Consider the following 24,965-nt stretch of genomic DNA (forward strand, 5'->3'; position numbering starts at 1 on the left):
CAACCCATGAAGGAAAGCACTTATCAGGAACGCCGCGGCCAGATCGAAACTTATTTCGATCGCACTGCCGTCGCGGCCTGGGAAAAATTGACGTCTGACGCACCGTTGGGACGTGTGCGGGCAACGGTTCGTGCCGGTCGGGACAACATGCGCGCGACGCTGCTGTCGTGGTTGCCTGACGACCTGCATGGCAAACGCATTCTGGATGCGGGTTGTGGCACCGGTGCCCTGGCCATTGAAGCTGCTCGCCGCGGCGCTGAGGTGGTCGCGATCGATCTGTCGCCCACGTTGGTCGATTTGGCGCGCAGCCGCCTGCCAACAGATGTGGCCCACCGCATTGACTTTCGCAGTGGTGACATGCTCGACCCCGCGCTGGGTCACTTTGACCACGCCGTGGCGATGGACTCCATCATTCACTACCGCACCGAGGATGCGGTGAATGCCTTGGCCAAACTGGCTGAGCGCACAAGCAGCTCGATTCTTTTTACATTTGCGCCGCGCACACCACTTTTGACTTTTATGATCTCGGTCGGGCGCATCTTTCCGCGCGGCAACCGCGCGCCATGGCTTGAGCCGATGGCAGAAGAAAAAATTGCTTCCCTGATGGCAACCAACGAAGCGCTGAAAGACTGGTCCACCGGCCGTACCCGCCGGGTGTCCAGTGGTTTTTACCAATCGCAGGCGATGGAGTGGACAAGGTCGTGAAGGCAACAACGTTCAAAAGGATAGCGCAAAGCATCCCGGCACAATGGCTTCCGTTCGCGGATGTAGCCAGTGTCGGCTTGCCGTTGTCGCGCCTTTTGCGTTTGTCGCTGTTCAAAGTGACGATGGGCATCACCACGGCCCTGCTGATTGGCACGCTCAACCGGGTCATGATTGTTGAATTGGGTGTGACAGCTTCTCTGGTCTCGCTGATGCTCGCGCTGCCCTTGCTGGTGGCACCTTTTCGGGCGGTGACGGGGTATCAATCGGATACCCACCTGTCAGCATTTGGCTGGAAACGTGTGCCCTTCATGTGGGGCGGCACGCTGGTGCAGTTTCTTGGGCTGGCCTTCATGCCGTTTGCTTTACTGGCGCTGTCCGGACAGGGCCAGACCCCCCTGCCCGCCTGGCTGGCGCAGGGCGTTGCCGCCATGGCGTTTTTGATGGTCGGTGCGGGGTTGCAAACCTCCCAGACGGCTGGTTTGGCACTGGCCACCGATCTGGCCAGCGAAGAAACACGGCCCAGGGTGGTGGCCTTGATGTACATCATGCTGCTCGCAGGCGCCGTGAGCGGCAGCTTGGTCTTTAGCGTCTTGCTGGCAGATTTCAGTGCTCAGCGCTTGGTGCAGGTTGTGCAGGGGACGGCCATGGTGGTGTTGTGTCTGAATGCCTTCGCCCTGTGGAAACAAGAGCCCAGAAACCCGCAGCGTGCGGCCACGCGCAAGCAAGTCATCAAGCCATCGTTCAAGTCCGTCTGGACCAACTTCATCAACTTGCCCCATGCGCGCCGTTTTTTGTGGACCACGGGCCTGGGAACGATGGCCTTCAACATGCAGGACGTGGTGCTTGAGCCCTACGGCGGCGAGATTTTGCACTTGAGCGTGGGGGCCACCAGCGCCCTGACCGCCATGTTGGCTGGCGGTGCACTGTTGGGCTTTCTGTTGGCGGGCCGCCAGTTGGCCCGCGGCATGGACCCGTTGTTGCTTGCGGCTGCGGGCACGGTTCTGGGACTCCCCGCTTTTTCAGCGGTCATTTTTTCGGCCCCCCTGGAGGCTGGCTGGCTATTTCGCGTGGGTGCGTTGGGCATCGGTTTGGGGGGCGGCTTGTTTGCGGTCGGCACACTGTTTGCCGCGATGCGCCTGGACGGCGGCGGGTACATCGGTCTGGCCTTGGGCGCCTGGGGTGCAGTGCAATCAACTGCCGCGGGCCTGGCCATGTTCCTGGGCGGTGCCTTGCGTGATGTGTTCACCCACTTCACGGCCAGTGGCGCGTTTGGCGCAGCCATTGCCGCGCCCTCCGTTGGTTATAGCGTGGTCTACCACGTCGAGATGTTTTTATTGTTTGTCACCTTGATTGCCATTGGCCCGCTGGTCAAACATGGCAAGCACGTGGCCCAACACAGGCAGATTGTCCCTGTCATCCAGTAGATTTTTTGAAGGAGTTAACCATGGAATTTGGTGGTTTCACACAGTCTTTCGACGCAGCACAACTTGTGCTTTACGTTTTTTGGGCCTTTTTCGCAGGGGTGGTTTATTACCTCCAGCGTGAGCAACACCGGGAGGGCTACCCGATGGACCCCGGTCGACCCAATGGCCCCTACACCACTGGCTGGCCGTTGGTGAAGCCCAAAACCTACAAGATGCGCCATGGCCCCGATATGGTGGCACCCAACCCGGACCGTCCGGATGGCGAGTATTCATTCGAACCGGGCAATCCCTGGAGCGGTGGCAACATCGTCCCCAAAGGTGATCCGCTGCTGGCCGGTGTGGGACCGGGCGCCTGGGCCATGCGCGCGGATGAGCCTGATCTGACCTACGAAGGCAATCCGAAAATTGTCCCCTTGCGCGTTGCCAAAGACTACAACGTGGCCAAACAAAACGTTGACCCACGGGGTATGCAGGTGCTGTGTGCGGACAAGGAGAGTGCGGGTCAGGTGGTCGACTTGTGGATTGACCAGTCAGAGTCCATCTTCCGCTTCATCGAAGTCGCTCTGAAAGACTCTGGTACCCACGTCCTCATTCCGATGAATTTCGCGCGCATCAACAAACACGGTGTTCACGTGAACGCCTTGATGTCCTACCAGTTCAACAACGTGCCCAAGACCAAGTCGCCTGAGCAGATCACCTTGCTTGAGGAAGAGAAAATCATGGGTTATTTTGGTGCCGGTTTGCTGTACGCACACCCCAGCCGGTTGGATCCATTGCTGTGAAAGCCACCCACGAGCATGAGTTTGAGGCAGCGCCCGGGCTGCCCGAACCCCTGCCTGCGGGCGAAAAATTGCTTTGGCAAGGCGCGCCGGACTGGTTCCGTCTGGCGCTTCACGCGTTTCATGTGCGCAAGATCGCCGTCTATTTCCTGATCATGCTGGTGATTCAACTCACCTACCTGACGGACAGCGATGCCAGCAGCCGCGAGATCACGATCTCGATTGTGAAGAGTTTTCTGACAGGCCTGCTTGCCATCGCCATGCTCAGTGGCGTGGCCTGGTTGTCGTGCAAAACAACCATGTACACCATCACCGACAAGCGGCTCGTGATGCGCATTGGGATTGTGCTCACGCTGACATTCAATTTGCCTTTCAAAAGAATTGCAGCGGCCTCCATCAAGAATATGAACGGGGCGGTGGGCGACATTGCGCTGAGCCTCTACCCGGCGGACCGCATCGCCTGGCTGCACCTTTGGCCACATGCCCGGGCATGGCGGCTGACCCAGCCCGAACCAGCCTTACGTTGCATCAAGGACGTTGACGCGGTCGGCAAGCTACTTCTGGCAGCCTGGAGTCAGCATCATGCCGACGAGAGAGTTACGACGGACCCCACCCGCCCGGTTGATCTATCAGGACAGACAGGTCAGGGCCTGCCTGCATGAATCAACCATTGTCCACCGGTCCATCCAGACCTCCTATCCGAGTACCCATCCGCTATTTGCTGCTGTTTCTGGGGCTCATATTGGCGGCGGTAGCTTTTGTCCGATTCCAAGGCTTGGCCTGGACGGTGCAAGATGCACCCATTCAATGGCAACGCGAACTGGTTTTTGTCGACACCCCGGATGGGCAAATTGCTGCCATTGACTTTACAAATCGCCAAGAAGTGATGCGATTCGAAGGCGAGCAAGGTTTTTTACGGGGAACCCTGCGTGCACTGGCGCGTGAAAGAAAACGTCGCGGCATCGGCCGTGAGGCACCCTTTTTGGTGCTTGAGCATACCGATGGGCGGCTCACGCTGCTGGACCCGAGTACGCAGCAGCGGATTGACCTGGCGTCCTTCGGCCCGATCAATTCGGCCATCTTCCGCAACTTCAAACCTCAGTAGCCAACCAGGATACTCACCATGAATACCCTCGTGCACAGCATTGAAACATCAACTGATGCCAACGCCAAGGCGGTTCAGAGCAGCATGCTCAGCCCCCGTTTCTACACCACGGATTTCGCCGCGATAGACCGCATCAATATCGAGCCGCTGCGCAAGGAGTGGGACATCATGATGAAGGAGTATGAGGGGGATAACAACCACGACCACTTCCAGCGGGATGCGGCATTTGCCGAAGAATTTGCCAAAAGCATGCCGCTGCTGTCCAAGGAAATGCGCCAGGAGTTCATCGACTTCCTGGTGAGTTCACTGACGTCAGAGTTTTCGGGCTGCATCCTTTACAACGAGATCCGCAAAAACATTGCCAACCCGGACATGAAACAGTTGATGGCTTACATGGCGCGCGATGAGTCTCGCCATGCCGGTTTCATCAACCAGTCGTTGAAAGACTTTGACCTCGGCATCGATTTGGGCAACCTCAAGCGCGAAAAGGCCTACACATTTTTCAAGCCCAAGTACATCCTGTACGCGACGTACCTGTCGGAGAAAATTGGTTATGCGCGTTACATCACCATTTACCGCCAACTTGAACGTCATCCCGACAAACGTTTTCACCCCATCTTTCGCTGGTTTGAACGCTGGTGCACCGATGAGTTTCGCCACGGTGAGTCGTTTGCACTGATCCTTCGCGCCAACCCCCACCTGCTGCGGGGTGGCAATTTGTTGTGGATCCGCTTTTTTCTGCTGGCCGTCTACGCCACCATGTTTGTCAGAGATCACACCCGGCCCATGTTGCATGAAGCGATGGGGCTGGACTCTGCCACCTATGACTTCACCGTTTTTCGCATCACCACGGAGATCACGCAGCAGGTGTTCCCGATTGCGCTCGACACCGACAACCCGAAGTTCAGGGCCGGACTCGAAAAACTCTTTGCCATCTCCAAGAACAATGACCTGGCCAAGCAGCAAGGCGGGGTGTTGGGCAAATTGAAACAGGCCTGGTTCGTCACCCAAGCCGCCGTGGTTTTTGCCCGCCTTTATGTGCTGCCGGTCAAGAAACAGACCCTGACCGCCAATGTGCGCATGGAACCCGCGTGGTGAGTGACACCGTTTTGGCAGCTGGCTACGCCGCCCTGTGCTGGTGGTTTGGCACCGGCATCATTTTGTGGCTGGACCGACTCCCGCCCCGCAGCTTTCGCTGGAGTCTGAGCGGCTGGAGCATTCTGCTGCTGCTCAGTTTCTGGGCTGTCGCTGAAAGCATGAAAAGCTCAAGTGTCAGCAACGCCTATTTGGGTTTTGGCAGTGTGATTGTGATGTGGGGTTGGCATGAATTGGCCTTCTTGACCGGCTGGCTCACCGGTCCTCGCAAAACAGCCTTGCAGCCCGGTGTGACTGGCTTTGTGCGGTTCAAACAGTCACTGGACGTGATCCTGCACCATGAACTGGCGCTGATCTTCAACTTCATCGCGCTGTGGGTGATGCAGCGGGACCAGCCGAACCATGTGGCCCTGTGCACGTTCGCCTTGTTGTGGTGCATGCGGGTCAGCGGCAAACTCAATCTGTACTTTGGCGTACCACGAAACGGCGCACAGTACCTTCCCAAACATTTGAAGTACCTGGCCAGCTATTTCCCCACGAACGGCGTAACACCTTGGTTCGTCATTTCTTTTGGCGCGTCGCTGGCGGTCTGGGTTTGGATCATCGGCCAGGCGCAGTTGGGCGTGGTCGAAGCCACCACCGGTTGGGTGTTGCTGGCGACGCTGCTCGGGTTGGGTATTCTGGAGCACGCCATGATGGTTCTGCCGTGGCCCATTGAGCGGTTATGGGGTTGGGCACTCCGCACCAAAAATGAAACTGTGCTGGACAACGCAACATTGGACTCAAAATGAATGCATTTTCAAATCTAGAAATCGCTTCAGCAAAACATGAAGCGCACGATAAGCGGCCAACCGCCATCGTGATCGGTAGTGGTTTTGGCGGCCTGGCAGCGGCAGTGAGGCTGAGTTGCAAAGGTTATCGCGTTCAGGTCCTGGAAAAGCAGGATCAAGCGGGCGGACGCGCCGCGGTCTGGCGACGTGACGGATTCACTTTTGACGCCGGGCCGACCATCGTCACCGCGCCGTACATGTTGGAGGAGTTGTGGACCATGTGCGGCCGGCGCTTGGCCGACGATGTCACCCTGATTCCGACCACACCGTTTTATCGCATCCGCTTTGACGACGGCAGCCACTTCGACTATGGCAGCGACCAGCAAGCCAACCGGGACCAGATCAAAAAAATCTGCCCGTCTGACCTGCCTGGTTATGAGGCATTCATCAAAGAAGCCGAGGCTTGTTATCAACTGGGTTTCCAGGAGCTTGGCAGCATCGTGTACGACAGCCCCAAGGACTTGCTGCGCGCCATTCCCAATATGCTGCGCCTGCGCGGATGGCGCAGCATGTACGCGATGGTGTCGAGTTACATGAAAGACCCCAAGCTGCGCGCCGCGTTCACGCTGCAGTCGCTGCTGATCGGCGGCAACCCGCTGAGCGTCACGGGCATTTATGCGCTCATCAACGCCTTGGAGCGACGCTTTGGTGTGCATTGGGCCATGGGCGGCACGGGTTCAGTGGTGCGGGGATTGGTCAGCCTGTTGAATCACCGCCAAGTGCCCATCCGTCTCAACGCCGAGGTGCGCCGCATTTTGGTTGACCAAGGTCGGGCCACAGGCGTGGAACTGGCCAGCGGCGAGCGCATTGATAGCGACATTGTGGTCAGCAATGGGGACACTGCCTGGACTTACCGCCACCTGATTGACGCCAAGCACCGTCCACATTGGACAGACAAACGCATCGAGGGCAAAAAATATTCCATGGGTTTGTTCGTCTGGTATTTCGGCACCAACAAACGGTATGAAGATGTGCCTCACCACACCATGGTGCTCGGCCCGCGTTACCAGGAACTGCTGGATGATATTTTCAAGAAGAAACACTTGGCCGACGATTTCAGCCTGTACCTGCACCGCCCAACCGCCAGTGATCCCGGGATGGCGCCAGCTGGATGCGATACGTTTTATGCGTTGTCACCGGTACCCCATCTCGATAGCGGAACCGACTGGAAGGCCATGGGCGAACTTTACCGGCAGCGCATCGAGAAACGCCTGAGTGAAACCTTGTTGCCGGATCTGAAGTCCCATATCGTCACATCGCAATTCACCACACCGCAAGACTTTCACGACCGCTTGTTGTCTTTCAAGGGTGCCGGGTTTGGCATGGAGCCGCTGCTGCTGCAAAGCGCCTATTTCCGACCGCACAACCGCAGCGAAGACATCAAAGGCTTGTTTATGGTCGGCGCCGGCACGCATCCGGGCGCGGGTGTTCCCGGTGTGCTGATGTCTGCCAAAGCGCTTGAACAGGTTGTTCCTCATGCCAACAGCTTCGCTTGACTACGACGCCCGTGATCTGAAGGCGTGCATCGCCATGATGAAGGGCGGCTCGAAAACGTTTTTCGCCGCCAGTCGATTGCTGCCCTTTCGGGTGCGTGCCGCATCCGTGGCTTTGTATGCATTTTGTCGGGTCGCCGATGACTTGGTGGACCAGGGCGGCGATGTGCATGCCAACTTGTCGCTGCTGAAGCATCGGCTGGACATGATCTATCAAGGTACGCCATCCAACTGCGTCGAGGATCAAGCCCTGTCGCTGGTCGTCCAGCAATACCAGTTGCCCCGCTTGTTCCTGGATGCGTTGCTGGAGGGTTTCGAATGGGACGCCCTTGGACGCCGCTATCAAACCCTGGAAGACCTGCAGACCTATGCAGCGCGTGTAGCCGGTACCGTAGGCGCCATGATGTGCTGGATCATGGGGGCGAAATCCAGCCTCACCTTGGCAAGGGCATGTGAATTGGGTGTGGCCATGCAGCTCACCAACATCGCCCGGGATGTTGGCGAAGATGCGAGAAATGGCAGGATTTACTTGCCCCTGGAATGGATGGCGTCTGCCAACATTGATGTTGCACAATGGCTGAATGATCCGCAACCGACCGACATTGTCAAAGCACAAATTGCCCGACTGTTGGACGAGGCTGACGTTTTATACCAAAGGGCACAGTCAGGTATCGCCGAGCTGCCGCCTGATTGCCGGGCAGCTATTTTTGCAGCAAGTTCGATTTATGGAGAAATTGGCGCCCAGCTGCGGCGCGAAGGATTGGATTCGATTACCCGTCGAACAGTTGTCAGCACAACTCGGAAATTGGTGCTGCTGGCAGCAGCCTGGACCCAAGTACGTTGGGTTTACGCCAAGCCCAACCAGCCCTTGCCTCTAGAGGCGATCAGTTTCTTGGTTGATGACCAACAACTGAACTTTAATGCACATGGTCAGAAACACTATTTCCCTAACCGTGCCATGAATCAGCGTATCGAACGCATCATCGGGTTACTGGAACGACTTGAGAACGAAAAAATCGGTCGCAAGTCGTCCTGATTGAATATATTTTGATTATTTTTTGTCGTCGGGACGATTCATCCAGTTCATGATCATGAACAGGATGAATACGACGTACATAATGATCAAAATGGTACTTGTTTTCATGGTTTCTCCTTCAGGTTGACGTTAAGTTACTCTTTAATTAACACAGGATTCATATCCGTGACGCGTGGATAACGGGGACGAATGAGCGGATACATCACGACAAGGGTGACCAAAAGCAATACTACTTCTATAGTATAGACAACTGTGTAGCCAGTGAACGCATCATATCGGTTTGCCACCAGATCGCGAATCACCCCACCCATCGCCATCGCGACCCCGGCGGCTGTCGCCTGTACGGCACCCCATGCGCCAAGCGCCAAACCCACCTGATCCTTCGGCGCCAGAACCATGGTCGCCGTTAAGGTGCCATGCCCAAACAGGCCGACACCACATCCGATCAGAAAGGCACCCAGGGAGAAAAGCCATGGCAAATCAAGATAGCCAGAGGCAATCACCGACAAAAACGCAGGTATGCCCAAAACGACCCCACCAGTTGCCATGAGGCTGGGATCGGTACCACGACTCAGCACCCGTGATGCCCAGCTGAAACCGATCAAACTTCCAAATGCCAAAGTGGCCGTCAAGGTGGTTGTCGAAGAAACACTGAGCCCGAGAATCTCGCCGCCATACGGCTCAAGCAGCACGTCTTCCATCTGAAATGCCATGGTACCTGCCCCAAGCACAAACAGACGGCGAACGGCTTGACCACCCTGACAGAAACTACGCCAGGCTGCCGAAAAACTCTCGTCATCAACCGGCGCGTTCAGCCGCCCGGGTTGCCTGGCCTCCTGCTTCCACAGCGCTGTCACATTCAAAATCATGGTCACCAAAGCGGCACCCTGGATCACCTGCACGAGACGACCCGGACTGTAGTCGGACAACAACTCACCGTAAATGAAGGCACTGCTGATCATCCCGACCAACAACATCACATACATCAACCCCACGACCTTTGGCTTTGACTCCTGAGGCGCCAGATCGGTCGCCAAAGCCAGCCCGACAGTCTGGGTGGTATGTAAACCTGCGCCCACCAGCAGGAACGCCACCGCAGCACCCAGTTGCCCAATCCAGGCGGGTGCGTCCGCAGCATCACCTGCGCCGGCAAGCACCAATAGCGCGAAAGGCATGATGGCAAAACCGCCAAACTGCAGCAGGGTACCCATCCATATGTAGGGCACACGCCGCCAGCCCAATGCTGAACGGTGTTTGTCAGACCGAAAGCCAATCAATGCCCTGAGAGGCGCAAAAAGTAATGGCAAACTCACCATGATCGCAACCAGTGCAGAAGGCACTTTCAGTTCGACGATCATCACCCGGTTAAGGGTACCCACCAGCATGACCAACGCCATGCCAACTGAAACTTGAAACAAGGAAAGTCGCAACAACCGCGACAACGGCAAATCAGGCGAAGCCGCATCCGCAAACGGAAGAAACCGCGGACCCAGACTGGACCACTCCGAAACGACTTTTTTACTAAATCGACTCATTGGAAAAGAGCCCGGAATCCGAAGATTCCGGGCTCTTACCTTCGTGTGTGAATTACTTCTTCGCCACGACAGTTGCAGGCAACGCGGGTGCCGCATCCGCAGCTGCAGCAGCCACAGCCTTGCCAGCGCTACCGCTGTAATAAGCCTTCAACCATGGCACGTTCGTGAACAATGCCAGGTGAACAGCAAATGCGGCGATCGCAACTGCGCCCAAATAAACTGGAATACCAGTGGAGGGCTTCACGTACAACCAAATTTTGCCGTAAATCATGGTAATAACTCCTTATTTGAGCCAGGGTGAGTAAATGTAGGACAGCAAATGGGCGAATGCGGCAATCATGCCGAAAATTTGCGTTCCCTGAATGAGATGCCGATGGATCTCTTGAGACTCAGCCTCGGTCAAACCACTTGGGTATACTTTGTCTGTATCAGACATGGTTATTCTCCTTGCAACGTGCAAAACCCGCACGAGGGTTATTTAAGGCCGGAATGGCCAAAAATTCCGAAACGCTGTCACCACCTATCGATGTTTGGTTTGAAATTGAATTCACACCCATCGATGGAGCTGACAGTGAAATATAGTAACAGCGAATGACATTTTATCTTTGATATACATCAGAGTTTCCTCGGCATCCGCCACGGCAACATGGCGCGCACCACCGGCGATACCAATCTCGGAATAGAAAGTGATTCGTGAAAACTGGAGACAGTCTCACCCAGCAATTCACTTTTCAAAATAGCCCGTTGGTAAAACGGCGTATCTTCAAGCTGCTCAGCAATTTCAACTTTTGAGCTACTACGCATACCTCTAGACACCTGCCATCCCGTGCGCGGCAATAATTTTCTTTCCGGCGGAGAAAAAGTATCGATACCGCCCTGCTTATTAAATAACAGCGCCAGCGTTGAACTACCCTGATCCTTAAAGCGCATATCGTATAAAACAGCGGTGCTGCCATTACGCATCAGACTACGCGACCAATCCCATTCGTGAAAAGCGTTCTCAATGGGTTCGTCACCTTCGTTCGAATCGACATAAGCCGTCCCTTTCCACTGCTGCGCTGGGTCGGTCAAATCGACCTCAATGCGCGCGGTGGGTGCGATCGGGCCCCAACGATGTTTGCCGTGTGGATGAATCGGCGTGCTAAAGCAAAACAGCCGATCAGGCTCGATCCTAATGTTCCCAACAATCCGCCGTGGAATGGGCGCACTGACTTCGTTGACCCGAATGTTCAAGGCGACACCATCCCAACTCACTTCACTCGGTCCTATGACATAACGCTTGGCATCGCGGGAACAGTGCTTTCGGCCACGCTCGGTCATGCACCAACGTTTGCTGTTGCGGTGGTACAGGGCAACATTCAAAGCACAGTGGTTGTCAGGGTCTGACGTCCCTTTGCGTCTAGCCCACGCGTAATAGGGCGAGAAAACACTCCCCACAAAAACAATCACACTCAAACCGAACTGGCCGTCATCACTCATGGCGTCAACGTACCACCAGAGGTAGCCTCCATTCGGAACCGGCTGGTCAAACCGAGGTTCTCCATCACGGCCGCGGCCGCCAGCCGCCCCGACATGGCTGCCATCGGTACACCCGCTCCCGGATGCACGCTGCCCCCCGCCAGATACAACCCCGGTATCTGACTGACCGAGCCGGGCCTCGAAAATATGCTCAACCATCCGTGTGTTGCCTGTCCGTAAAGTGCCCCCCCAGTTCCGGGGAAACGTTGGTGAAACTGACGTGGCGTCGTTCGAACTGCCGTATCGGGATCCAGCTCAATCTCCAAGCCACACTTCCTTGCACGCTCGAAACACCGTTGTTGCAACGTCTCCAACATGTCCGGCGCCAGATTGGGATCATCCACATCGCCTATCGCTGGCGCATTGACCAAACACAACATGCGATCGGGCCGAACCGGAACATCTTCGGTACCGCGATCTTGGGCACACACATACAACGTGGGATCTTGAGGCAAGCGCTTGCGACCAAAGATATCGTCGAATTCCGTCGCATAACGTCGGCCAAAAAACAGGTTGTGCCGATCCAACTTGATGCCCCGTGTCTTTGCCAGCAAACACCAGGTGACGGCGGACAACGAACGGGGTTGCGGGCGCGCAGGAACTGCTTGGCGTGCCTTGCCACCCAACAAACCTTGACGCAGTGCAGAGGCATCACCATTGAACACCACAGCGTTCGCTGCCAACACCGAGCCGTCGTCAAGAACAACACCTGTGGCCCGCCCGTTGGTGACCTGTATCTCGCGACAACCCGTCTGGTATTGAAACTGAACCCCGTTTTGCTTGCACAGACGAACCAGACATTGCGCCAGCGCGGTCATACCACCTTGAACCGACCAGACACCGTCCATTTCAACCTGGGCGATCAGATTCAGCGTGGCAGGTGCCTGCCAAGGCGAAGAACCACAATAGGTTGCATATCGCCCAAACAACTGCTTTAGGCGAGGATCCGTAAAGTGGCGCCCCAAGCTGTCCCACATGCTGCGCGTCGGGCCAACCCCGGCCAACAAAGCCAACCCCCGAGGACCCAGGCTCCACATGAACTTTGGCAGATGCATGGCCTGTGAGCGGATAAAGGGCCCTTCCAGATAACGGTACAAGGCCTTGGTTGTCCTGGCGAACGTTTGAAACCGAGCCGCCTCGTCACTGCCGGCAAAGGACGCCACCGCCGCCTCGCTGGCCTGCAGATCCGAAAACAAGTCGAGTGAACTACCGTCATCCCAAAAATGCCGTCCAATCACGGGGAGCTGAGTCAACTTCAGCTCGCGATCGATATCGGCACCCACCGACGCCAATAGCTCGGCAAAAACCCATTTCATGGTGAAAACAGTTGGCCCAGCGTCTACAAACTGTCCACCAACCTCTTGCGCACGAATTTTTCCGCCGGCCACATCACTGCGTTCAACCACAGTCACCTGCAGTCCGGCGTGAGCCAAGCGCAAGGCAGCCGCCAGGCCGCCCATGCCGGCACCAACCACGACGACCCGTTTGTCAGCCATGCTGCACCTCAAGTGCCTGGTCATAACTGCGACCTTGCCAGCAACCCGTCATGCTCAAAACTTGCATCCGCACAAACATGGACTCGGCAAAGTAGTCGTTTTTGTAAGCTGCGTTAATAGCCACCTTGTGCGCGCCATTCTGCGCATACGCCACCATGGCATCCACATCACGCCACAAGCTGAAAGTACATTGCCGCAGCAGAGGCGCCTCTCCCAAACCCATTGCCAAGTAGCAACCCGGGGTGGTGCTGAGTTCTTTCTGCGCGGGCGGGGAGTAGCGCCAAAAAGCAAGCGCTTTGGCCGGCCGAATTGTGCCCCGCGTCAAAACGGCTATCGGACCACTTGACAAACTAGATGCACGATCATCTTGAGAACCGACCAAACAGGCACTCGGCGTCACACCCCATGCCTGCTGATCCCACTGTCCCCGGGCTGATGTCACCGTCAACATGCTCAACCAATGCTCCCGTGCATGGTCAACAATGGAGCGCACGTGGTCGCCCAGACAGAATTCCTCAGCCGCCCGCTGGTCCTCAAAAAGACAAATGAGTCCCTGGTGACTTCCACTGGGTCGAAGACCAAAACCACCACCATGCCCACTTCCCATGACCTTGGCAAAAAGCAACCCAGGAACGTCCTTGAGCGCCGCCCCGCCTTGTACGAGGCGCATCCAACCCCAGGCGCGATGCTGCACCAAATAGTCCACCAGCAACACCACAACAACCCCGGACAGCTCTTTGGCCGCACTAGTCTTTGCATTCATGGAATGACCTCTAAGACTGTTAGGCGACCGCGACGCGGTACGCAGAGGTGAAATCTGCAGGGGTACGCATGGTGGACCTCGTCAAACCAACTCGATTTAGTTAGCGGCGACCGTCGCTGTTGGCGAAGGCCGGGGCGCGCCCAACTCAGGATAATCCTTGAGCATCGGGGCTCCGTTCATCGGCTTGTAAGCAGACTGATGGCAAGTGGCGCAATTGACCTTGGGAGCGTCGCCCGTCGGGCCGAGCCGGTTGGCAGGAAACGCGCTACGCAAGGGTTCAAGGTAATTGACGTTCAAGCTACGAGACATCTGTATACCATGCCACGCAGTCACCCGTTGAGGAGGTGCACCGTCCCATTCAGCAAACGAACGGCTGTTATGGCAATACGTACAGTTGACATTCAACGACGAAGACATGTGCGTCATCAAGCTGTAGGTCCACTCCGCCTGTTTGATCGACGCGTTGTTACCCGATGGCAGCGCAGTTGTGCTGTAGACACGGACTGGTTTGGCTTCCAACAAGAAAGGCGTGAACGGATCACTTGGCAAGGAAGCGTACTTGACGCTGATGGCAGCCAGGTTTTGTCCAGCGGCATCACCGATGAAATTGGAACCGTTGGCCTGAGGGGCTTGCTTGAACCAAATCTCGGACGGAATCGGCTGCCCACGGTGGCAGGTGTAACAAGTCACACCCGTCGCGACCACGTGGCTGGTCCACTCCGTGTTGATGTGCCGTGTCATCTCGAGCATCCGTCTTGACACAACCTTGGTGTACATGGCATCGTCGGCATAGTTGTTGACGTCATGGCAGTAAGCACAACCTTGCACTGGCGACACCCACTCTGTGATCGCCGTCATGATGCGCGTGAACTCCGCAGCGCTGGTGTCACCCAGCACCTTGACGTTCTGAAACACTTGAGAAGCACGCGGGCCCTCAGGACTGGCCGGTGCCAGGGCAACCGGGGGAACGTTGGCCTGCGTGATCGCATCAAGAATGCGCGGGTTGTACACCTGCAACATGCCGGTTCCGCGGTAGCCACGCTGTACCGAATCCGGTACCGGACGCTCACAACCCGCTAACAGTACCAAGCAGCCAAGTGCCAGGAAACGCAGAAAATTCGATGTCATAGTCATGGTTTCACTCCATTCAGGAGGGCGGGATCAACGACGATAGGGAACACATTGGGTTGTGGCGGCACGACACCGTGTTTCATCGACCACAAGTACCAGTTGTCGACCACCGTGCCGCTCAGCAGGATGCCGATACCACCCACCAACGGGCACAACACAGCGAACCACCAGCCCCAACGGTGAATGGACTCCATCGTGGCGTTGAATCCCATCGTCCAGCGCCAGAACAACGCAGCGCGCTCCGACGCACCACCCCGATCAAAAATCTGCTCAATTTCACGCTCGCCGCCAAAACGGGTCACCGCAAGAATGGTCGCGCCGTGCATCGCAAAGATCAAAGTTGAACCGTAGAGAAACGCAATGGACAAGGCGTGGAACGGGTTGTAAAACAGGTTGCCGTAGCGCAGCGAAAACGCAGCAGTCCAATCCAGATGCGGGAAGATGCCAAAAGGTACGGCCTCGCTCCATGACCCCATCAAAATCGGGCGAAAGAAACCCAACACCAGGTACAGCCAAATCGCTGCAGCAAACGCCCAGGCCACGTGCGTGCCCATGTGCAACTCGCGCGCGCGGCGGTAAACCCGCAGCCACCACAAAATCAACGATGCCGTCAGAAAGAAACCTGCCATCAGCCACCAACCACCTTGGTTCAGCGGCGGCAACTTCAGCCCGTACTCAGGCGGTGGCGGCTCCAAGGCGAGCCAAAACAACTGGCGAACAAACTGGACCGGGTCCCAGCCAACGGACGCCAGCATGTTCATCCCGATGATGAAAAAAGCGATGCAGAAACTCACCGCTGCAGCAACACCCAGCGTGCCAAGGTAAATTGGCCCAAGCTGCGCATTACCCAGACGACCCAACAGGTGGAACTGAACTGGCTCACCAAAGCGCGGTTCGTTGCCTTTACCCAGGGGAACCCCGTGGTGCACGGCGCCCACAGGTTGTACTACTGTAAATAGATTTTGATATTCAGCCATGATGCGGACTCCTGACTTAGTTCCAGATGGGCATATTCAGCCACCAACCCCACCACTCAGGCCACCCACGTGTCCAGAACGGGCCACTGATCACGATACACAGCGCGCTGAACAGAACGGCGGCAAGCGCCAGGAACAAGCCGAGACGGTGGATACCCAAGGTACCGATCGAATAACCAATGATGTCGCGGAAAAATGTATCTTCTGCCTCTGGCGCACATACCCGTTCGCCGTTCTTGGGGTTCGACGCAGAAACAATCAGTGAACTGTGCAACGACAGCGCAAACGTGGTGCCAAAAAAGAAACTGATCGCCAGCATGTGCGCTGGGTTGTAGTGGAAATGCAGGTACTGATAGCCAACGTTGGACACCCAGTCAAGGTGGCTGTAGATACCGTAGGGGAAGCCATGTCCCCATGCACCCATCAGGACGGGACGGATCACCACCAGGGTCACATAAGCAAAAATCGCCACACCAAACGCCAGCGGCACATGCAAACCCATGCCCAGCTTGCGACAGATCTCGACTTCCCGCAGCATCCAGGACACGAACGCACCAATGGCACAGACTGTGATCAATTGCCACAAGCCGCCCTCAAGAAGCGGCGCAATCCCGAGACCGTAGGACAGGTCTGGAGGTGCAATGCTGATCTGCCACAGATTCCAGGTGGGACCTTGCGATGCACCCCAGAGAATCATGAGCGTGCCCAACAAACTGAAAAACAATGTTGTGACACCGAAAAAACCGACGTAGAAGGGGCCGACCCAAAAGTCGAACAGGTCACCACCAATCAGAGTTCCCCCACGAACTCTGTACTTCTTTTCAAAGCTGAGCATCGCCATGATTGCACCCGCCTAACTAGAACTGACCCAAAGTCAGCTCTGAATTGATTACAAAAACGAGGCAAACGAAACCCAAAAGCTTTGGGTCCGTTTGCTTTCCATGAACACAGTCCTTAGGACCCTGCTGCTGGAACTGTTGCTGGCAGCGGTGCGTTTTGCACGGCCACTGCGCCTACTTTCTGGCCGTCGAGCCAGTTGAACTTGTTGGTACCCAGCAAGATGAGGTGAATCATCGCTGCCAACGCAAACAGGAAAACACCTTGAGCAACCATAACCCGAATAGGGTCGAACAAACGCCAAATTCTCCACATGGTCATTTCTCCTAAATAATGTATGACATGAGTGTGTAAACCGCTGAACTCACACCTTCAAGTAAGCTTTTTGAATTTTCCGCCCCAGGCAAATATGTTCTCCACTGCATACCCGCTAGCGAAGCCAGCACAGACGCAACAAGGAGAATGGCAAACACTGGTGCAAAAATCATCCAAAACGCCAGCGATCTTTCCGCATGCAGAAATTCGCTTTGTATTTGAGGGCTTTGATTCATGGCAGCTAGTCCTTAAATCCAAACGCCAGCTTTACAGCCAGGGTCGCCAAGCCCAAACAAGAATGTGCGCAACCACAGCAACCGCCGTGAATCCCACAAAGCCTTGAACGTAGAACTTGTGGAACTCCTGGGCTTCCTCGTCAGTCAGTCCGGAAATAGAGGTTTGATTCGACATGCGAATACTCCTTCACAAAAAAGCCTTTCGGCCGATGATGCGCACAACCCGCGCAACCTGAGTAGCCAAGGTTTGCGGCCTTGACATCTTGTTGACCAAGGCTGAACACAGCCTTGGCTTGGAGACATGCAGATCAACACTCATGCATGCACTCCCAATCCCAATTCTTCGCCCGCACGGTTCACGTGCGATACGGTCACCAAATTCTGTTCATCCTGGCGGGCCAGTTTTTCAGCCAGATCCCGCAAGCGCTTGGCCGCAGAAATCTGAATCAGCACGGGCTGACCCTGAATCAAATCACGCATACGCAATTGCGCGGCTTCTTGCCAAGCCGCATTCGGCACGACCACACCGCGTGCATGGGTCGGGTCGACACGGTCCAGATCAGAACCCAGCGGCAGGATGTGAAACAGGGCGTCAAACAGGCTGTTGCACACTTCCTGAATAAGATAAGTCGCCCCGCTATAACCCATGAAAGGGGTGCCAGTATGGCGACGGATGACAGCACCCGGAAAAGACGCCGGAATGAACGACGCACGCATGGGTCCGCCACCCGAAACTTCGCTCAGATACATGCGCTCGTTGTAACTCCCGAACATGATCAGCGGCGTTTGTGTCTTGCACAACTCGCGAATTTTCTGGTTGTCAGTTTTGGCGCCAGCGGTGCGTGAGACACTGAACTTGCAGGGCAAACCCATCTCGACTTCCAGGAAGTTTTTCAGGCCACGTGCATACGTTTCGTTGGCCACGACAGCAAAACTGGCTGTCGAGAAAAAGTCCTGCGTCACTGAACGCCACAAATCCCACAGCGGTTTCAACGTGGTGTGCCGCTCACGCTCAATGAAAGGCTCGGGATTCAGACCCAGCAACTCTCCAAGCTTGCGTAAAAACTGTGTGGTGCTGTGCAGCCCGATGGGCGCTTGCAGGTAGGGTCGTTCCAGCGCTTCACACAGCATGCGGCCAAATTCGCGGTACATACAAATGTTGACATCCGCGTTCACCAGGTTGCCAACCTGTGACAAATGGCTACCCAGCGGAAACACCATGTTGACTTCGGCGCCAATCCCCTCGACCAGACGACGTACCTCAGCCAGATCACTGGGAGAGTTGAACATGCCGTAGGACGGGCCAATGATGTTGACACGGGGCTTCTCAGTCACCGGGCGATCACAAAGCGGCGTACGCGCGGGAATCTTGCGCAAGCCATACTCGCTCCAAAGCCAGTAGATGGCCCGGTTGGCACATTGCCATTGGTCTTCGTCAATCGTTCGCGGCAAAAACCGCAAAATATTGGTGCCCTCGGGCGTGACACCGCCACCGATCATTTCTGAAATCGACCCGGTGACCACAACCGCTGGCAAATCCGGGTCCAACGTGGCATGGGCACGCTTCATTGCGCCTTCGGTGCCTTCGCGTCCCAGCTGCTCCTCACCCAACCCGGTCACCACAATGGGCAACTCATGGGGCGGCAGGGCGTCGGTGTAATGCAAAACCGATGTCACCGGCAGATTTTCACAACCCACCGGGCCGTCAATCACCACCTGCAGCCCTTTGATGGCCGTGAAGACATACACAGCCCCCCAATAGCCACCCGCGCGATCATGGTCCAAGATGTACATCAGCCCATCTCCTCGGCTTTGCGCTTCTTGATCGCGCGATCCAGCTGACGCCGCGTCTCGATACGAAATTCGGGATACGCCACAGGCACATCTTCCCAGACGCCAGCTGTGTCGCCAGAGCCAACATTCTCGAAAAATGCTGTCATGGCTTCGAAGCGGGCCCGGTTCCCAATCGCAGACTGAACCACTTGAACCAACGAACCTGCACCAGCCACACCCATCAACGGACGGGCCGAGATCAAATTGGTGAAGTACAGCGCCGGAATCGACATCTGTTTGGCCTTTTGCACAACGGGCGTTGTCCCGATGGCCAGATCAGGGCGGAATTCGTCAACCGCTGCCATGTCTTGCTCAAGGGAAGCGCGAAACTGGACTTGCACACCTTTCGAGCGCAACCAATCGGCATCATCTGCATTCCAACGTGTGGCCGGGCACGCGGTACCCACGTACTTCAGATCAGCCCCACACTCCACCAACAACCGGCCTACCAACAGCTCTGAGCCTTCATAACCACTCAGCGTGATACGGCCCGTGATGGCATTGGCGGACAACACAGCTTTGATAGCTGCCGCTGCCTGGGCTTTGGCCAGATCAATCTTGTCTTGTGCGACACCCGCGGCCTCACCGATGGCTTGCAGCCACGACACCGTGCCATCCAGCCCGACCGGTGCGGAGCCCACCACTGGGCGACCAGCAGCTTCAAATTCACGCACGCTGGCGGTGTAAAACGGATGGATGGCGGCCACCGCCACACAATCCAGGGCAGCATAGAGCTCACGCCATTCACGGGTAGGCACCACTGGCCCGGCAGCAAGCCCCATGGGTGCCAGCAAATGGGCGATACCAACGGGATCAGCCGGAAACATTTCACCCAGCAAGGTCACGGTGGGCATGTCCACCACGCCACCGCGTGGTGCCTGCACCGGGCCACTCTGGATCTCATGGCGGGCATACCGGAGCATCGCGCCCGCCAGCACATCTTTGGCCTCGGCATGGGTCGGGACACCAAAACCGGGAACGTCAATACCAATGACCCGAACGCCGTTGATCTCTTTAGGCAACAGCTGCAGCGGCACACCGCTGGCGGTAGGCACACACAGGTTGATGACCACAATCGCGTCCAGCGTGGCGGGATCAGCCTGCAGATGGACGGCCTCACGAATGTCTTCAAACAGCTTGCCGGTGACCAAGGTTTCCGAGTTGAACGGCACGTACCCCACACTGCGCCGAGCGCCATAGAAATGCGAGGTGAAGGTCAAACCATAAACGCAGCACGCTGAGCCCGACAAGATGGTGGCGGTTCGCCGCATCCGCAAACCCACCCTGAGTGCACCAAATGCCGGGCACATGCTCTGCGGCTGATCATGCGGGCCCGCCTTGGCATCTTGCGGATAGTCTTTGGCGTACTGCTTCAAGATGTCAGATTTACCTGCAGCCTTGGCGGCAGACAGCAGCTGTTCACCACCGGCATGGCAACCCATACCGTCACCCTCCAGTGCAGTCGCCTGCATCTGTGGTGTGGTTGCTGAAATGTTGGAAGCAGTGGCAGTCATCGCTCAAGACTTGTCGTAAATGACTTCCAGGCTGGGCTTGACAACGTCGTGCCGTCCCACCATGTCAAAAGAGGTAGCTGGCTCCAGCACCACGTTGCGGCCCACCACATCGGCACTGAACAGACCTAACAATTGATCTTGCGTCTGGGGCTTGGGACGCACTGGCGGCGCCTCACCCACATTGATGGCGAGTTGCTCAAACATCGGGCCCCACTCGCCGCCCGGGATGCCAATGATTTCGTAACTGGCGCTTTTTCTGCGGATGTCTTCGTTGGCAGGGATCGCTGCCAGCACGGGAATGCCTGCATTGGCTGCAAAAGCGGCAGCTTCACCGGTGCCATCGTCTTTGTTGATAACCATGCCAGCCACACCCACGTTGCCACCGAGCTTGCGGAAATACTCCACAGCCGAGCACACGTTGTTGGCCACATACAGTGACTGCAAGTCATTGCTGCCAACCACGATGACCTTTTGGCACATGTCGCGCGCAATCGGCAAACCAAAGCCTCCGCACACCACGTCCCCCAGAAAATCAAGCAAAACGTAGTCAAAACCCCAATCGTGGAAACCGAGCTTTTCCAGCGTTTCAAACCCATGGATGATGCCCCGGCCACCGCAGCCGCGTCCGACCTCCGGTCCGCCCAGCTCCATGGCAAACACACCGTCGCGCTTGAAGCACACATCGCTGATGCTGACAGCCTGCCCGGCCAGCTTCAACCGTGACGACGTCTCGATGATGGTCGGGCAAGCCTTGCCACCAAACAACAAGCTGGTGGTGTCACTCTTGGGGTCGCAGCCGATCAGCAAAACTTTTTTGCCTTGTTGCGCCATCATGTAGCTCAAATTGGCCAAGGTAAAACTTTTGCCAATACCGCCTTTTCCATAGATCGCAATGATCTGCGTCTCTTTCGAGGGCGCGCCAGTTGACACTTCCGCCAACGGCTCAGCAGCTTCTTGCCGCAGCCGCTCGACAAACTTCACGGTCTGCTCGACAGGGGCACCCAAAGTGGTCATGCGTTAGCACTCCAATCCATAATCATTTTCAAACACAGCGGGTCACCAAAGGCCACTTCGTAAGCAGCCAGCGCGTTTTTGGGCGACTGGTGGTGCGTGATCAAGCCGTCGAGCGATAGCCTGCCGGTATTGACCAACTCCGTGACCGCCAACAGATCTGCCCGCTTCCATTCGGCCGCCGTGCGAATTTGGGCTTCACGCATGAACGCAGGGGCGTACGCGAAGTGGAGGTCTTGCTTGTAAAAGCCAGCCAACACCACTTCTCCGCCGGGAGCCAAACGCAAAATGAGCTTGTCGAGCAGGTTGCTGTCGCCGCTCACATCGTAAATAGCCTTGTAATCCTTGCGCGGGTCATCATCAGGATGCACCACACGGTAACCTTCGGCACCATCCATGCGGACTGCTTGGGTTTCCCACACCGTGGGCTCGGGCGCACCAGCGGCCACCGTCAAGCGAGCCAACAGCCGCCCCATCACACCATGGCCCACAATCAGATCGGGCGAGGTGATCACTTCGCGTTTGCCACCACCCGCAACCGCGTGGTAGGCCGTCGCGGCCAAGGCCAACAACACCGCTTGTTCTCCCAAGCTCTCGGGAACTGGAATGGCACGCTCTTGCGGAACCACCAAATCAGAGGCTGAGCCGCCAAACAGGTTGCGCACACCTTGAAAACAGTTGGCACCCGGCAGAAAAACGCGTTGTCCAACTTTCAGGGTGCAATCACCCGCCACCTTGATGACGCGACCGACCGTCTCATAGCCCGGAACCAGGGGATAACCCATCCCGGGGAAAGCCGGCATCGTGCCGTCCCAGAGCAACCTTTCGGTGCCCGTGCTGATGCCGCTGTACTCCACCTGCACGTGAACCTGATGGTCTGCCAGCTCGGGCAAGTCCAAAGACTGCACCGACAGATGCTGCGGCTGTTGGAAGACGATGGCTTGTGCTTTCATGAATTTAATTCTAGATTGACATTCACATTTGTCAACTTGAATTTACAGTTTAATCTTGCTGTTAGGGTAAATACTTAGATCGAGCCAGATTTGCGAGCGACCAAGAGGCGGGTGTGGATAGGCATGGCATTGGGCACAAGCTCGACCCGCTCGAACCCCGTCTCGAGCAGCATGGCCTTCAGTTCACTGGCGGTTCTGTAGCGACCGGCCCCCATGGCCAGCAAGTACAAATGAAAGTACGCATCACCCAGCGGTGGGTCGCCGGGCTCCTGAGCCATGGGCTCCGCCAGCAAGAGACTGCCGCCAGCGGGCAACGCCTGGTAAATCCTTTTCATGATGCCCAGCACCGCGTCGTCCGGGTGGTCATGGGCGACACGCACCAGCGTGATCAGGTCAGCCCCTTGGGGCAGGTCATCATGAAAGAAGCTGCCCGGGTGGTAGCGCATCCTGCCCTCCAAACCCAAGCTGACATGATTTTTCTGCGTCAAAGCCAAAACGGCTGGCAAATCAAACAACTGGAACTTGAGTTGTGGGTGCTGTTGCGCCACGGCCGCGACAAAACGCCCCATGCCACAGCCCACATCCATCATGCAGCGGTGTTTCTGGAACGAATAGGCACTGAGGATTTCTTCAATCACAAAATTCTGGGAAGCGGCCATCAGCGCCGAATAGCGACCCACCTGATCGCCTTTGGCCACCGAATCCTGGGCCGGTGATTCTGAGTGGGCATAGGGCCAATAGCCGGCCATGCCACCTCGCCAGGTGTCGCGCAAAAATTCCAAGGGGTCGGCCATGTCGTGGTAGAGCAAATTGTTGTGCTCTACCATGGCCCGGATGCCTTCGTGCGCTGCCAAGGGTGCACCCAGGGCACCCAGCCCGATACGCTGCTGGCTTCTATGCTCCAACAACCGTAGCGCGATGGCAGACAGGATAAGTCGCTGCAACACCGGCGCGGGCACTTTGCAGCGCACTGACAGTTCCTCCAGCGTGGCAGGTGCCTCGCGCACCATCGAGAAAATGTTCAGCTTGACACAGGACAAAAGCACCTGCGAGTGAACGAACCCCGACATGAGATCGAACACCTGTTTGGTACGGCGGCGGGTGACCCACCGTGTCAGGGGATTCGAGATCGACATCCGGTACAGCCCGGGCCGGGTCATCAGGTCATCAATTTTTTGATGAATCCCATCCATCCACGACTGACTTTTGATACCGGCGTGCGAGGGCCGGGCAAGATCCAAATTTTCCACAGCGGCTACCCAACGTTGGTCTGACGAAACCCGATCAAGCGGACAGGCTTTGCGAGGCCGTGTGATGTTGCAAGCGGTATTGCGCAAAGACGTCGCTGGGAACCAGTCGCTCGGCTTCCCGGCGCACCAGTTGGCGCAGCAGTTCGCGGTGCGAGCACAGGGGAATGCTGGCAATGGCCGTTTCAATCAAGGCTTGGAAATGGGCCATGGCACCATCCAGCCCCAGTTCACTGGCGGCGCTGGGCCGATCATGCAACACATCCTGACCCGCTGGCTTGCCCAGCAAAATGGTCTGACCCATCACATCGCGGATGTCATCTGCCACCTGGTAGGCCTCACCCAAGCTGGCGCCCAACGTGGCCCACGGACTGGCATCGCTGGCGCAGCACAACGCACCAGCACAGGTTGCCGCCACAAAGAGTGCGCCGGTTTTGGCACGCTGGTACTGGCCCAGGTCGGCCTTGACTTCACATTCCCACGCTTGTCCAGCCACGATCCCTGACGGCAAACCCACACCAGCGCTCAAGTTCTGCATCAATGCGACCAGCCGCGCCGGATGCGCCTGACCAGCATTCAACAAGACCTGGTAAGCCATGACGATCAAAGCATCGCCGGCCAGCAAGGCCAAAGGCTCACCGAACGCCTTGTGCACCGAAGGTCGCCCGCGGCGAATGTCAGCATTGTCAAAAGCCGGCATGTCATCGTGCACCAAAGAAGCGCAATGCATCAGCTCCACCGCACAGGCGGCTGCATCGGTCAGTTCGGGAACGTCTTCGCCACACGCCATGGCGACTGACATCACCAGTTGAGGGCGGACCCGCGCACCGCCGGAAAACACGGCGTGACGCATCGCGTCGACCAATCTTGGAGGTGCACCCACACCCACAGCCCGCTCAAAGTGAAATTCAAGGGATTTTTCGGCACGCTTCAACAGATCCATATAGCCTCACTTTTGTGTCACGTTAACTTGACATTTGTGCGTAACTATATATAACGGTCAAAAGTTGTCAACCAATATTTACATTCTTGCGTTGTGCCACACCCGACGATGCCCGTTGTCAAAACGACACATGCCTCCCGGTTGGTGACACACCCCACGTTGATTCACAATGAAAAAAGGACATCTTGC

Annotated in this window: 27 protein-coding genes; 9 read left to right on the forward strand and 18 right to left on the reverse strand. The window is 56.6% G+C overall.

Annotated features, from left to right (window positions below; all coding sequences use genetic code 11):
• The first annotated feature begins 6 nt into the window (after positions 1-6).
• From bchM to LHU53_RS06695, 9 genes are read left to right on the forward strand one after another with little or no spacing between them, the layout of a single operon-like run.
• The gene (bchM, locus tag LHU53_RS06655) at positions 7-705 is read left to right on the forward strand and encodes a magnesium protoporphyrin IX methyltransferase (RefSeq protein ID WP_227331507.1); all 699 of its coding nucleotides are present in this window, start codon (positions 7-9) and stop codon (positions 703-705) included.
• Positions 702-2,129, forward strand: coding sequence for an MFS transporter (locus LHU53_RS06660; RefSeq protein WP_227331517.1), 1,428 nt, complete (start codon positions 702-704; stop codon positions 2,127-2,129). Before bchM ends, LHU53_RS06660 begins: the two co-directional genes overlap by 4 nt.
• A 20-nt stretch (positions 2,130-2,149) precedes the next feature.
• The gene (gene puhA, locus LHU53_RS06665) at positions 2,150-2,911 is read left to right on the forward strand and encodes a photosynthetic reaction center subunit H (protein WP_227331518.1); all 762 of its coding nucleotides are present in this window, start codon (positions 2,150-2,152) and stop codon (positions 2,909-2,911) included.
• Positions 2,908-3,570 carry a photosynthetic complex putative assembly protein PuhB gene (gene puhB / locus LHU53_RS06670; RefSeq protein ID WP_227331520.1) on the forward strand — a complete coding sequence of 221 codons (663 nt, stop codon included), beginning with the start codon at positions 2,908-2,910 and terminating at the stop codon, positions 3,568-3,570. The genes puhA and puhB overlap by 4 nt, the downstream gene beginning before the upstream one ends.
• The gene (puhC, locus tag LHU53_RS06675; protein WP_227331522.1) at positions 3,567-4,013 is read left to right on the forward strand and encodes a photosynthetic complex assembly protein PuhC; all 447 of its coding nucleotides are present in this window, start codon (positions 3,567-3,569) and stop codon (positions 4,011-4,013) included. Before puhB ends, puhC begins: the two co-directional genes overlap by 4 nt.
• Positions 4,014-4,031: 18 nt before the next feature.
• A complete protein-coding gene (gene acsF, locus LHU53_RS06680; RefSeq protein WP_227331524.1) occupies positions 4,032-5,111 on the forward strand; it encodes a magnesium-protoporphyrin IX monomethyl ester (oxidative) cyclase in 1,080 nt (359 codons plus the stop codon).
• Positions 5,108-5,899 (forward strand): putative photosynthetic complex assembly protein PuhE, encoded by a 792-nt coding sequence (gene puhE, locus LHU53_RS06685; protein ID WP_227331526.1) that lies wholly within the window; start codon positions 5,108-5,110, stop codon positions 5,897-5,899. Before acsF ends, puhE begins: the two co-directional genes overlap by 4 nt.
• Positions 5,896-7,434 carry a phytoene desaturase gene (locus LHU53_RS06690; RefSeq protein WP_227331527.1) on the forward strand — a complete coding sequence of 513 codons (1,539 nt, stop codon included), beginning with the start codon at positions 5,896-5,898 and terminating at the stop codon, positions 7,432-7,434. The genes puhE and LHU53_RS06690 overlap by 4 nt, the downstream gene beginning before the upstream one ends.
• Positions 7,415-8,467 (forward strand): phytoene/squalene synthase family protein, encoded by a 1,053-nt coding sequence (locus LHU53_RS06695; RefSeq protein ID WP_227331531.1) that lies wholly within the window; start codon positions 7,415-7,417, stop codon positions 8,465-8,467. The genes LHU53_RS06690 and LHU53_RS06695 overlap by 20 nt, the downstream gene beginning before the upstream one ends.
• Positions 8,468-8,601: 134 nt before the next feature.
• Here LHU53_RS06695 and LHU53_RS06700 read toward each other — a convergent pair whose 3' ends face one another.
• From LHU53_RS06700 to LHU53_RS06785, 18 genes are all read right to left on the reverse strand, one after another.
• Positions 8,602-10,002, reverse strand: coding sequence for a PucC family protein (locus tag LHU53_RS06700; protein WP_227331533.1), 1,401 nt, complete (start codon positions 10,000-10,002; stop codon positions 8,602-8,604).
• Positions 10,003-10,054: 52 nt separating this feature from the next.
• Positions 10,055-10,273 (reverse strand): light-harvesting protein, encoded by a 219-nt coding sequence (locus LHU53_RS06705; RefSeq protein ID WP_227331535.1) that lies wholly within the window; start codon positions 10,271-10,273, stop codon positions 10,055-10,057.
• A 12-nt stretch (positions 10,274-10,285) separates the two neighbouring features.
• Positions 10,286-10,438 (reverse strand): light-harvesting antenna LH1, beta subunit, encoded by a 153-nt coding sequence (gene pufB, locus LHU53_RS06710; RefSeq protein ID WP_182729059.1) that lies wholly within the window; start codon positions 10,436-10,438, stop codon positions 10,286-10,288.
• Between the two features lie 179 nt (positions 10,439-10,617).
• On the reverse strand, positions 10,618-11,481 hold the full coding sequence (locus tag LHU53_RS06715; RefSeq protein WP_227331537.1) for a carotenoid 1,2-hydratase: 864 nt from the start codon (positions 11,479-11,481) through the stop codon (positions 10,618-10,620).
• Positions 11,478-13,016 carry a 1-hydroxycarotenoid 3,4-desaturase CrtD gene (crtD, locus tag LHU53_RS06720; protein WP_227331538.1) on the reverse strand — a complete coding sequence of 513 codons (1,539 nt, stop codon included), beginning with the start codon at positions 13,014-13,016 and terminating at the stop codon, positions 11,478-11,480. The genes LHU53_RS06715 and crtD overlap by 4 nt, the downstream gene beginning before the upstream one ends.
• Positions 13,009-13,779, reverse strand: a complete 771-nt coding sequence (locus LHU53_RS06725; RefSeq protein WP_227331540.1) for a hypothetical protein — start codon at positions 13,777-13,779, stop codon at positions 13,009-13,011. Before LHU53_RS06725 ends, crtD begins: the two co-directional genes overlap by 8 nt.
• A 96-nt stretch (positions 13,780-13,875) precedes the next feature.
• On the reverse strand, positions 13,876-14,913 hold the full coding sequence (gene pufC / locus LHU53_RS06730) for a photosynthetic reaction center cytochrome PufC (protein WP_227331541.1): 1,038 nt from the start codon (positions 14,911-14,913) through the stop codon (positions 13,876-13,878).
• Positions 14,910-15,887, reverse strand: a complete 978-nt coding sequence (gene pufM, locus LHU53_RS06735) for a photosynthetic reaction center subunit M (protein ID WP_227331543.1) — start codon at positions 15,885-15,887, stop codon at positions 14,910-14,912. Before pufM ends, pufC begins: the two co-directional genes overlap by 4 nt.
• Positions 15,888-15,903: 16 nt before the next feature.
• Positions 15,904-16,728 carry a photosynthetic reaction center subunit L gene (gene pufL / locus LHU53_RS06740; RefSeq protein WP_227331544.1) on the reverse strand — a complete coding sequence of 275 codons (825 nt, stop codon included), beginning with the start codon at positions 16,726-16,728 and terminating at the stop codon, positions 15,904-15,906.
• Between the two features lie 113 nt (positions 16,729-16,841).
• Entirely contained in the window at positions 16,842-17,039 is a 198-nt protein-coding gene (pufA, locus tag LHU53_RS06745) for a light-harvesting antenna LH1, alpha subunit (protein ID WP_227331546.1), read from the reverse strand.
• Between the two features lie 11 nt (positions 17,040-17,050).
• Complete coding sequence (locus LHU53_RS06750) at positions 17,051-17,275, reverse strand: hypothetical protein (protein WP_227331548.1); 225 nt, start codon at positions 17,273-17,275, stop codon at positions 17,051-17,053.
• 31 nt (positions 17,276-17,306) lie between these two features.
• Positions 17,307-17,450: a light-harvesting antenna LH1, beta subunit gene (gene pufB, locus LHU53_RS06755; RefSeq protein ID WP_078363867.1), complete on the reverse strand. Its 144-nt coding sequence runs from the start codon at positions 17,448-17,450 to the stop codon at positions 17,307-17,309.
• Positions 17,451-17,590: 140 nt separating this feature from the next.
• On the reverse strand, positions 17,591-19,069 hold the full coding sequence (gene bchZ, locus LHU53_RS06760) for a chlorophyllide a reductase subunit Z (protein ID WP_227331549.1): 1,479 nt from the start codon (positions 19,067-19,069) through the stop codon (positions 17,591-17,593).
• A complete protein-coding gene (gene bchY / locus LHU53_RS06765) occupies positions 19,069-20,622 on the reverse strand; it encodes a chlorophyllide a reductase subunit Y (protein ID WP_227331552.1) in 1,554 nt (517 codons plus the stop codon). Before bchY ends, bchZ begins: the two co-directional genes overlap by 1 nt.
• A gap of 3 nt (positions 20,623-20,625) precedes the next feature.
• Positions 20,626-21,636, reverse strand: coding sequence for a chlorophyllide a reductase iron protein subunit X (locus LHU53_RS06770; protein ID WP_227331553.1), 1,011 nt, complete (start codon positions 21,634-21,636; stop codon positions 20,626-20,628).
• Entirely contained in the window at positions 21,633-22,586 is a 954-nt protein-coding gene (gene bchC / locus LHU53_RS06775; RefSeq protein ID WP_227331554.1) for a chlorophyll synthesis pathway protein BchC, read from the reverse strand. Before bchC ends, LHU53_RS06770 begins: the two co-directional genes overlap by 4 nt.
• Positions 22,587-22,660: 74 nt before the next feature.
• Positions 22,661-23,746 carry an acetylserotonin O-methyltransferase gene (locus LHU53_RS06780; protein ID WP_227331555.1) on the reverse strand — a complete coding sequence of 362 codons (1,086 nt, stop codon included), beginning with the start codon at positions 23,744-23,746 and terminating at the stop codon, positions 22,661-22,663.
• A gap of 124 nt (positions 23,747-23,870) precedes the next feature.
• Positions 23,871-24,776, reverse strand: coding sequence for a polyprenyl synthetase family protein (locus tag LHU53_RS06785; RefSeq protein WP_227331556.1), 906 nt, complete (start codon positions 24,774-24,776; stop codon positions 23,871-23,873).
• Positions 24,777-24,965 lie beyond the last annotated feature (189 nt).

Source organism: Rhodoferax sp. U2-2l (assembly GCF_020594515.1).
Classification (GTDB): domain Bacteria; phylum Pseudomonadota; class Gammaproteobacteria; order Burkholderiales; family Burkholderiaceae_C; genus Rhodoferax.